At 71.9% G+C, this 8963-nt stretch carries 6 protein-coding genes, 1 tRNA gene and 1 pseudogene; 4 read left to right on the top strand and 4 right to left on the bottom strand.

Annotation, left to right across the window (positions count from 1 at the left end):
* Nucleotides 1–46: 46 nt before the first annotated feature.
* From ACIRYZ_RS32700 to ACIRYZ_RS32685, 4 genes are all read right to left on the bottom strand, one after another.
* Nucleotides 47–118, bottom strand: a tRNA-Gln gene (locus tag ACIRYZ_RS32700).
* Between the two features lie 284 nt (nucleotides 119–402).
* Entirely contained in the window at nucleotides 403–1902 is a 1500-nt protein-coding gene (gene gltX, locus ACIRYZ_RS32695) for a glutamate--tRNA ligase (RefSeq protein ID WP_402951391.1), read from the bottom strand.
* On the bottom strand, nucleotides 1895–2695 hold the full coding sequence (locus ACIRYZ_RS32690; RefSeq protein ID WP_393034592.1) for a fumarylacetoacetate hydrolase family protein: 801 nt from the start codon (nucleotides 2693–2695) through the stop codon (nucleotides 1895–1897). The genes gltX and ACIRYZ_RS32690 overlap by 8 nt, the downstream gene beginning before the upstream one ends.
* A gap of 528 nt (nucleotides 2696–3223) precedes the next feature.
* Complete coding sequence (locus ACIRYZ_RS32685; protein ID WP_402951387.1) at nucleotides 3224–3442, bottom strand: hypothetical protein; 219 nt, start codon at nucleotides 3440–3442, stop codon at nucleotides 3224–3226.
* A 639-nt stretch (nucleotides 3443–4081) separates the two neighbouring features.
* Between ACIRYZ_RS32685 and ACIRYZ_RS32680 the strand changes: the two genes are divergently transcribed.
* From ACIRYZ_RS32680 to ACIRYZ_RS32665, 4 genes and pseudogenes are all read left to right on the top strand, one after another.
* Nucleotides 4082–7846 (top strand): nitrate- and nitrite sensing domain-containing protein, encoded by a 3765-nt coding sequence (locus ACIRYZ_RS32680; protein ID WP_402951384.1) that lies wholly within the window; start codon nucleotides 4082–4084, stop codon nucleotides 7844–7846.
* A 10-nt stretch (nucleotides 7847–7856) separates the two neighbouring features.
* The gene (locus ACIRYZ_RS32675; RefSeq protein ID WP_097236138.1) at nucleotides 7857–8270 is read left to right on the top strand and encodes a roadblock/LC7 domain-containing protein; all 414 of its coding nucleotides are present in this window, start codon (nucleotides 7857–7859) and stop codon (nucleotides 8268–8270) included.
* Nucleotides 8271–8431: 161 nt separating this feature from the next.
* Nucleotides 8432–8857 carry a DUF742 domain-containing protein gene (locus tag ACIRYZ_RS32670; RefSeq protein ID WP_030248215.1) on the top strand — a complete coding sequence of 142 codons (426 nt, stop codon included), beginning with the start codon at nucleotides 8432–8434 and terminating at the stop codon, nucleotides 8855–8857.
* Nucleotides 8838–8963 (top strand): annotated as a pseudogene (locus ACIRYZ_RS32665) (ATP-binding protein); the annotation flags it as partial. The gene ACIRYZ_RS32670 and the pseudogene ACIRYZ_RS32665, both read left to right, overlap by 20 nt.

Here is an 8963-nt window from a genome sequence, read left to right as displayed (position 1 = left end):
TGATCTTCATTTGTCCTGCGGTGCGATCGTCACCGATCGTACAGCGCTGGGGTACCAGGACTCGAACCTAGACTAACTGAACCAGAATCAGTCGTGCTGCCAATTACACCATACCCCACCAGAGTTGAACCCCTGCGGGGCCTTCTCAGGCGTTGCGCCTCTCGATCGGTCCCTTCCGAGGGGCTTTCGCTCCCTCGTCCGTTCCCTCCCGGGCGGCGCAGAAAGAACATTACCCGACGTCGGCCCCGGCTCCAAAATCGATAACCGCAGGCAGCGGTGGGGAGGCCGTCCGGTGACCTCCGGGTGCGCTGCGGGCCCGGCGGAAAGCCGGGCCCGCGGCCTGCTCAGCGGCCCGTCCGGGCCCGCCCCGCGAATCCCCCGCCGGGCAGGCCCTCACAGCCCCTAGGCGGTGGGCAGGGCGTCCAGGGCGGAGCGCAGCCGGCGCAGCGTCTCGGGGCGGCCGAGCAGCTCCATCGACTCGAACAGCGGCGGGGAGACCCGGCGGCCGGTGACGGCCACCCGCAGCGGCGTGAAGGCGAACTTGGGCTTGATGCCCAGGCCCTCCACCAGCGCCTCGCGCAGCGCGGCCTGGATCGGCTCCGGGGTGAAGTCCGCGAGTTCCTCCAGCGCCTTGACGCTGGCCTCCAGCACCGGGCGGGCGTCCGGAGTGAGCACCTTGGCGGCGTCGTCCGGGTCGACGGTGAAGTCGGCCGGGTCGACGAACAGGAAGCCGGCCATGTTGACGATCTCGCTCAGCACGACCATCCGCTCCTGGGTGAGCGGCGCGACCTTGGCGAGCAGGTCCAGCTGCTCGGCGGTCGGCTCGGCCGGCAGCAGGCCTGGGGCCTGCAGGAACGGCACCAGGCGCCGGACGAAGTCCTCCGGGGCCAGCCTGCGGACGTGCTCGGCGTTGATCGCCTCGCACTTCTTCAGGTCGAAGCGCGCCGGGTTGGCGTTCACCTTGGCGACGTCGAAGGCGGCGACCATCTCGTCCATGTCGAACAGGTCGCGGTCCTCGGCCAGCGACCAGCCCAGCAGGGACAGGTAGTTGAGCAGGCCCTCGCGGATGAAGCCACGCTCGCGGTACATGTTGAGCGAGGACTGCGGGTCGCGCTTGGAGAGCTTCTTGTTCCCCTCGCCCATCACGTACGGCAGGTGGCCGAAGCGCGGGGTGAGGCCGGCGCCGACGCCGATCTCGGCGAGCGCCGCGTACAGCGCGATCTGGCGCGGGGTGGAGGAGAGCAGGTCCTCGCCGCGGAGCACGTGGGTGATGCCCATCAGGGCGTCGTCCACCGGGTTGACCAGGGTGTACAGCGGGGCGCCGTTGGCCCGGACGATGCCGTAGTCCGGCACGTTCTCCGGCTCGAAGGTGAGCGTGCCGCGGACCAGGTCGTCGAAGCTGATGGTCTCGTCGGGCATCCGGAAGCGCAGGATCGGCTCGCGCTTCTCCAGCTTGTAGACGGCGACCTGGTCGTCCGTCAGGTCCCGGCAGTGGCCGTCGTAGCCGGAGGGCTTGCCGGCCGCGCGGGCGGCCTCGCGGCGCGCGTCCAGCTCCTCGGTGCTGCAGTAGCAGTAGTAGGCGTGGCCGGCCTCGTGCAGGCGGCGGGCGACGTCGGCGTAGATGTCCATCCGCTGCGACTGGCGGTACGGCGCGTGCGGGCCGCCGACCTCCGGGCCCTCGTCCCAGTCGAGGCCGAGCCAGCGCATGGCCTCGAGCAGCTGGTCGTACGACTCCTCGGAGTCGCGGGCGGAGTCGGTGTCCTCGATCCGGAAGACCATGGTGCCGCCGGTGTGGCGGGCGTAGGCCCAGTTGAAGAGGGCGGTACGGACCATGCCCACGTGGGGGTTGCCGGTCGGGGAGGGACAGAAGCGAACCCGGACGGCCGGGTCAGTGTTAGCCACGCTTGATCACCTTGTTGGTGAGAGTGCCGATGCCTTCGATGGAGACGGCGACCTCGTCGCCGACGTTGAGGGGGCCCACCCCTGCGGGCGTGCCGGTGAGGATGACGTCGCCGGGCAGCAGCGTCATGGCCTCGGAGATGTGGACGATCAGCTCGGCGACCGAGCGGACCATCAAGGAGGTGCGGCCGGTCTGGCGCAGCTCGCCGTTGACCGTGCAGGTGATCGCGAGGTCGCCCGGGTCGAGGTCGGTCTCGATCCACGGGCCCAGCGGGCAGGCCGTGTCGAAGCCCTTGGCCCGCGCCCACTGGCCCTCGCGCTGCTGGACGTCCCGGGCGGTGACGTCGTTGGCGCAGGTGTAGCCGAGGATCACCTCGGGCACCCGGTCCAACGGCACCTCGCGGCACATCCGGCCGATCACCACGGCGAGTTCGGCCTCGTGGTGGACGTCCGAGGAGAACGGCGGGTACGCGATGCTCTCGGTCGGGCCGATCACCGAGGTGGAGGGCTTGAAGAAGGTGAGCGGGGCGTCCGGGACGTCGTTGCCCAGCTCGGCCGCGTGCGCCGCGTAGTTGCGGCCGACCGCCACGATCTTGTTGGGGAGCATCGGGCTGAGCAGCCGGACGTCCTGGAAGCGGTAGCTCTCGCCGGTGGGCTGGGGTTGGCCGAACGGGTGGCCGGCCAGCGCGTGGACGACCAGCGAGTCGGGCTGGGAAGGGTCACCCTCCACTACGCCGAAGGAGACGCTGCCGGCGGCAGGGCTCCCTTCCCGGACGGAAAACCTGGCAATGCGCACGGCTGGGCTACCCCTCGCTTCGTCGGCCGCCCGGGGCGCCCCCGGGCGCTGCTGGGCGCCCCGCCCTCCGTGGGCGCGGCCCCGTCAATCGTCGTCCAGGCTATCGCGTGGGGCCCCTCCCGACCGCTTTGCCCCTGTTCAGCGTGGTTGGGGCGGACCCGGATGCGAGCGGGCGAATCACCGCCCCGAGCCAGCGACTCACAGCCGAGCGGGCGAGTCCCCGCTCCGAGCCGAAGGGGCGCGCCGGTGCCGAAAGGGAGAAGCGAGGGAGCGACGAAGGAGCGAGGGAGCGCCGACCGTCGGCACCGGATCCGAGTGCCCCGGAGGCGAGCGGGCGAGTCCCCGCTCCGAGCCGAAGGGGCGCGCCGGTGCCGAAAGGGAGAAGCGAGGGAGCGACGAAGGAGCGAGGGAGCGACGACCGTCGGCACCGGATCCGAGTGCCCCGGAGGCGAGCGGGCGAGCAGCAGAGGGCGCCGTGGACCACGCACGTGCGAGGTCCACGGCGCCCTCGGTGGAGCGTCGGCCGGATCAGTCCTGGAGGACGACCACGGGGGCGACCATCAGCTGGGTGCGGCGCGGGTTGGCCGTGCTGCCCGGCAGCTCGGTGCCGTACGTGACGACGTCCTCGGGCTTGCGGGCGCCCGGGATCTTGCTGAAGTCCTCGACCGAGGCCAGCGTGGTCCGGCGCGGGTTCGCCGTGGAGCGGCAGGACAGCGTGGACTTGGTGGCCTTCTTCGCCAGGGACATCGAGAGCACCTCGTGGTCGTGGCCGGGCGGATCCGTGCGGGATCGGCACCGGCCTGAGTGGTTCCGATTGATTCGGAGGGGTTCTGGGCAGGCTGATCGGGGCCGTGCCCAGGAGACAGCCAGGTTACGAGATCTCATTCCACAGAGACCGTGACCAAAGCTACACATTAGTCTGTGACTTTGCTCACAAATTGATCAGCAAATCGCAGATATCAGACATATCGCCGCAACGGAATTTCCCGGCAATCCACTCATAACGGGCATTCCGGCAGGTCTGCGACTCTTTTCGATCTACGGCCTGGTTGGCATGTATCCGGCGAGTGTCCGAAAAAGGCGGTATTCCGGTCCGGTTACCGCACAGTCAGTGAAAAGACGCATGCGGTCGGTAGTACCGGGCGCCTGGTTCCGGCGGCCCTTGTTGGGATTCCCCGGCTGTGCTGGAATGCCACGGACCGTGGGTAGGGAGCAGTCCACCCCGGCGACCCGCTCTCCCGGACCGGCCGGGGTGCGGATGGAAACTCGACACCGTCCAGGCCGTGGCGACGCGGCGGGACGCCCGGTCCAGAGGTTGCGACGCCAGTGCAGGGACGTTTCAAAAGGGGTAGCGGCGCCGCGGGCAACCCGGAGTCGCGCGAGCCTGTGGCAGCCCCCCAACAGGCGGCGGCCCCCGGCGGCCCGGCCGACCCGGGGACACCCGAGTCCCCCGGCCGTCCGGAGGAGGACGGCCAGGACCGCAAGTCCACCCGGGACAAGCTCCGGACCACCCTGACCAGGCGACGCGCCACCGGTCTGAGCCGGCTCGCGATGCGCAACTGGCGCATCCGCACCCGCCTGATCGCTCTGCTCGCGCTCCCGGTCCTGGTCTCGCTGGTCCTCGGTGGCCTGCGCATCCAGACCTCGATGCAGAACTCGCAGCAACTCGCCCAGATGGCCAACCTGTCCGACCTGGCCAAGAAGGCGACCAACCTCGCGGACGCCCTGCAGACCGAGCGCGACCTCAGCGCCGGCTACATCACCAACCGTCCGAACGACCCGCTCGACGACGAGATCGCCACGGCCCGCAAGTCGACCGACGACCTCAGCCGCACCTTCACCACCTCCTCGGACAAGTTCGAGAACCTCGACCTCTCCGGCGGCAAGGCGCTGCTGTTCCAGATCCGCAAGGACCTGAACTCGATCGCGGACGCGCGGAACACGCCGTACCAGAACAACCAGAACATCCAGGCGACGATCACCGCCTACGACGTGATCATCCGCGACCTGCTGTCCATCACCCAGGACATCGCGCTCGCCTCGAACAACAAGGACCTGCTCGTCGCCACCCGCGCCCTGCAGCAGTTCTCGCTGGCCAAGGACGCCACCTCGCAGCAGCGCGCGCTGATCAGCGCCGGTCTCGCCAACCCCAAGGGTCCCGACCTCAGCCCCAGTGACGAGTCCTTCGGCATCCGCCTGCGCACCTCGTACGACAACTCGCTGACGAGTTTCAACAACATCTACACCGCGCACGACCTGGACAACCTGCGCGGACAGCTGAGCTACAACAACGTGGTCGCCGAGGCCGACCGCTACTCGCGCTCGATCCTCCAGCCCAGCGGTATCCACCAGACCGAGCCGGTCTCCTACAAGGACTGGTACGAGAAGGCCAGCGCCAAGATCACCGCCGAGCGCCGGATCGAGTCCAAGCTGATCGAGGACCTCGACGGAAAGGCCCAGGACCTGCAGTCCCAGGCCGACACCGAGGCCCTGATCATCGGTGCCGCCGTCGCCCTGACCCTGCTCGTCGCCCTGGGTGGCGCCGGTCTGATCGCCCGCTCGATGGTGCGCTCGCTGACCCGCCTGCAGGCTGCGGCCGAGGACGTCGCCGAGCGCCGTCTGCCCGAGCTGGTCAAGACCCTCTCCGAGAGCGACCCGCACGACGTCGACACCACGGTCGAACCGGTCGCCGTCGACTCGACCGACGAGATCGGCCACGTGGCGCACGCCTTCGACATGGTGCACAGCGAGGCCGTCCGCCTCGCCGCCGAGCAGGCCCTCCTGCGCGGCAACATCAACGCGATGTTCACCAACCTCTCGCGCCGCAGCCAGGGCCTCATCCAGCGCCAGCTGTCGCTGATCTCCGAGCTGGAGAGCCGCGAGGCCGACCCGGACCAGCTGGCCAACCTGTTCAAGCTGGACCACCTCGCGACCCGCATGCGCCGCAACGGTGAAAACCTCCTCGTCCTCGCCGGTGAGGACCCGGGTCGCCGCTGGACCAGGCCCGTTCCGCTCGTCGACGTGCTCCGTGCCGCCGCCTCCGAGGTGGAGCAGTACGAGCGCATCGAGCTCGCCGCCGTCCCGTCGGCCGAGGTCGCCGGCCGCGTCGTCAACGACCTCGTCCACCTGCTCGCCGAGCTGCTGGAGAACGCGACCTCGTTCTCCAGCCCGCAGACCCGCGTCCGGGTCACCGGCCACGCGCTGCCGGACGGCCGGGTGCTGGTCGAGATCCACGACACCGGCATCGGCCTGAGCCCGGACGACCTCGCCGAGATCAACGAGCGCCTCGCCAACCCGCCGACGGTGGACGTCTCCGTCTCCCGCCGCATGGGCCTCTTCGTGGTCGGCCGCCTGTCCCTGCGACACGGCATCCGGATCCAGCTGCGCCCGAGCGACTCCGGCGGCACCACCGCACTGGTCATGCTCCCGGTGGACGTCACCAACTCCGCCGAGCGCCGCGGCCCCGGCCGCCCCGGCCCCGGCCAGGGCAAGCAGCAGCGCGGGGTCGCCCCGACGCCGCGCCAGCAGCGTCAGGTCCAGCCCGGCCGCCAGGGCGGCCCGGCCGCGCTCGGCCAGGGCCCGACGGGCGGCGCCCCGCAGGGCGGCCGTCCGCAGCTCGGCCAGGGCCCGGCGGCTCCGGCCGCACCGACCGCTCCTGCTGCGCCGACCGGCCCGGGTGCGCCCGGTGGCCGCCCCGGCGGGCTTCCGACCCGTCAGGTCGGCCGGTCGCTGCGCGACAACCCGGTCCCCGCCCAGAAGGGCCAGCAGGCCCCCGGTCAGCAGCCCCAGGGCAAGCAGGGCCAGGGTCAGCAGGGTCAGGGTCAGCAGGGTCAGGCCCCGCAGCAGGCCGCCGGCCAGCAGAGTCAGGGTCAGCCGCAGCAGTCGCCGCAGGGCGGTCTGCCGCAGCGGGCCCCGGGCCGCCAGGGCCCGCCGAAGAACGGCCTGAACGGTCTGCCCCGCCGCGGCCAGGGCCGCCCCGGCCAGGAACGTCCGAACGCCGGTGGCGAGCTCGACGGCGCTCCGGCGCCGCGGACCGGCGAGCAGCCGCAGCACGGCCGCCCGGGCGGTCCCGGTGCGCCGCAGCAGGGCGCCCGTCCGGGCAACCGTCCGCAGGACGGCCTGCCGCAGCGGGCCCCGGGCCGTCAGGGCCCCGGTGCCCCCGGTCAGCAGGGCCCCCAGGGTCCGCAGGGCCAGCAGGGCCAGCAGGGCCAGCGCCGTCCGCAGCGCCCCGGCCCGGACGCGCCGCGCCGCGACCGCCAGCCGCAGCTGCCCCCGCAGCAGCCGGCCCAGCCGCTGCCGTCGGCCGAGCCGTCGCCGGTGGAGAGCACCCAGCAGTTCGCCCGGCCGCGCTTCGAGGCCAGCCAGATCGACCCGCGCGACCCGCTGGGCCTCGGCCTGGTGGAGCCGGTGCTGCCGAACATGCCGAACCCGGCCCAGCCGCAGCCCCAGCCGCGTCCGGAGCAGGCCCCGGCCCCGCAGCAGCAGCGTCAGCGGCAGGAGCCGATGGCACTGCCGACCGGCCCGTCCGAGGCGACCGGCGAGCAGCCCTGGTACCCGCAGCAGGGCGAGGCCCAGCCGCAGTCCCCGCAGCAGGCCCGGCCGCGCCCGTACCAGCCGCGTCGGCCCGGCACCTCCGCGCCGGACCTCCAGTCGCAGGCTCCGCAGCAGGCACCGCAGCAGGCCCGGGCCCCGCAGGCCCAGGCTCCGCAGCAGCAGCCGCAGGCCCAGCCCCAGCAGGCACAGGCCCAGCAGGCACAGGCCCAGCAGCAGCCGCAGGCTCCGCAGCCGGGCAGCGGCGACGCGCCCTGGCGCCCGTCCGCGAACGACGAGCGCTGGCGCCGGGCCGAGCAGGTCCGCGAGCCCTCGACCAGCGGTGTCACGATGTCCGGCCTCCCCCGCCGGACCCCGCAGGCCAACCTGGTCTCCGGCACCGCCGAGGCCTCGCCGCTGACCGGTCCGCAGGTCTCCCGGGCCCCCGAGGAGGTCCGCGGCCGACTGACCAACCTGCGCCGCGGCATCCAGCAGGGCCGCCGGGCCGGGGCCGAGCAGGCCGCCAACCCGGCGGGCTTCCAGCATGGTGCCCAGCAGCCCGGATTCGATAGTTTCGGTGGCCGGAGCGACGGCAACGGCGCAGATCACCAGGAGCGTTGAGTTGAACCAGATGAGCCAGGCCGCACAGAACCTGAACTGGCTGATCACCAATTTCGTGGACAACACCCCCGGGGTGTCCCACACCGTGGTGGTCTCCGCGGACGGCCTCCTGCTGTGCATGTCCGAAGGCTTCCCGCGCGACCGCGCCGACCAGCTCGCCGCCGTCGCCTCCGGCCTCACCTCCCTCACCTCCGGCGCCAGCCGGATCTTCGAAGGCGGCGAGGTCAACCAGACCGTCGTCGAGATGGAGCGCGGCTTCCTGTTCCTCATGGCCATCAGCGACGGCTCCGCCCTCGCCGTCCTGGCCAGCCCCGACTCCGACATCGGCCTCGTCGGCTACGAAATGGCCCTGCTCGTCGACCGAGCCGGCGCCGTCCTCACCCCCGCACTTCGCGCGGAACTCCAGGGCAGTCTCCTGCACTGACCGGAACCCGCGCGGATACACCCACCGTTCCACCCGCACCGGGTCCGACCCGACCGGACCCGGTGTCTCACCCTCAGCTACCCTCAGGCAGCTGATCCCGCCTCAGCTGGCACCGCCCCAGCTGGAACCGGCTGCCCAAGGCTGCAGCACTAGGAGGACCCATGACCCCGCCCTCGACACCCGCCGGCCCGTACGGCAGCGGGTACGGCAGCGGCTACGGCGGGCAGCAGTCCGACGGCTACGAGCAGCAGCCGCTGGTCCGCCCGTACGCGATGACCGGTGGCCGGACCCGCCCGCGGTACCAGCTCGCGATCGAGGCCCTGATCTCGACCACGGGCTCGGCCGAGCGGACCGGCGGGCTGCTGCCCGAGCACGCCCGGATCGTCAACCTCTGCCGTGAGGTCAAGTCCATCGCGGAGATCTCCGCACTGGCCGGCGTGCCGCTCGGTGTGGCCCGCATCCTCGTGGCCGACCTGGCCGAGGCCGGCCTCGTCGCCATCCACCAGCCCGCCGCCGCGGGCGAGTCGGGCGGAACGCCCGATGTCACGCTGCTCGAAAGGGTCCTCAGTGGACTTCGCAAGCTCTAACGCGGCCGCCTCCACCCGCGCCACCACCTCCGCGAAGATCGTCATCGCGGGCGGCTTCGGTGTCGGCAAGACCACGCTCGTCGGCGCCGTCTCCGAGATCAACCCC

This window comes from Kitasatospora sp. NPDC101155, assembly GCF_044768305.1.
Classification (GTDB): domain Bacteria; phylum Actinomycetota; class Actinomycetes; order Streptomycetales; family Streptomycetaceae; genus Kitasatospora.
Note: the sequence above shows the minus strand (reverse complement) of the source record. Positions and strands in the feature narration are given on the sequence as shown.

Coding starts and splice junctions, on each gene's coding strand:
- ACIRYZ_RS32670 (WP_030248215.1), top strand. CDS start 8,432: ATGACCCCGCCCTCGACACCCGCCGGCCCGTACGGCAGCGGGTACGGC.
- ACIRYZ_RS32685 (WP_402951387.1), bottom strand. CDS start 3,442: ATGTCCCTGGCGAAGAAGGCCACCAAGTCCACGCTGTCCTGCCGCTCC.
- ACIRYZ_RS32675 (WP_097236138.1), top strand. CDS start 7,857: ATGAGCCAGGCCGCACAGAACCTGAACTGGCTGATCACCAATTTCGTG.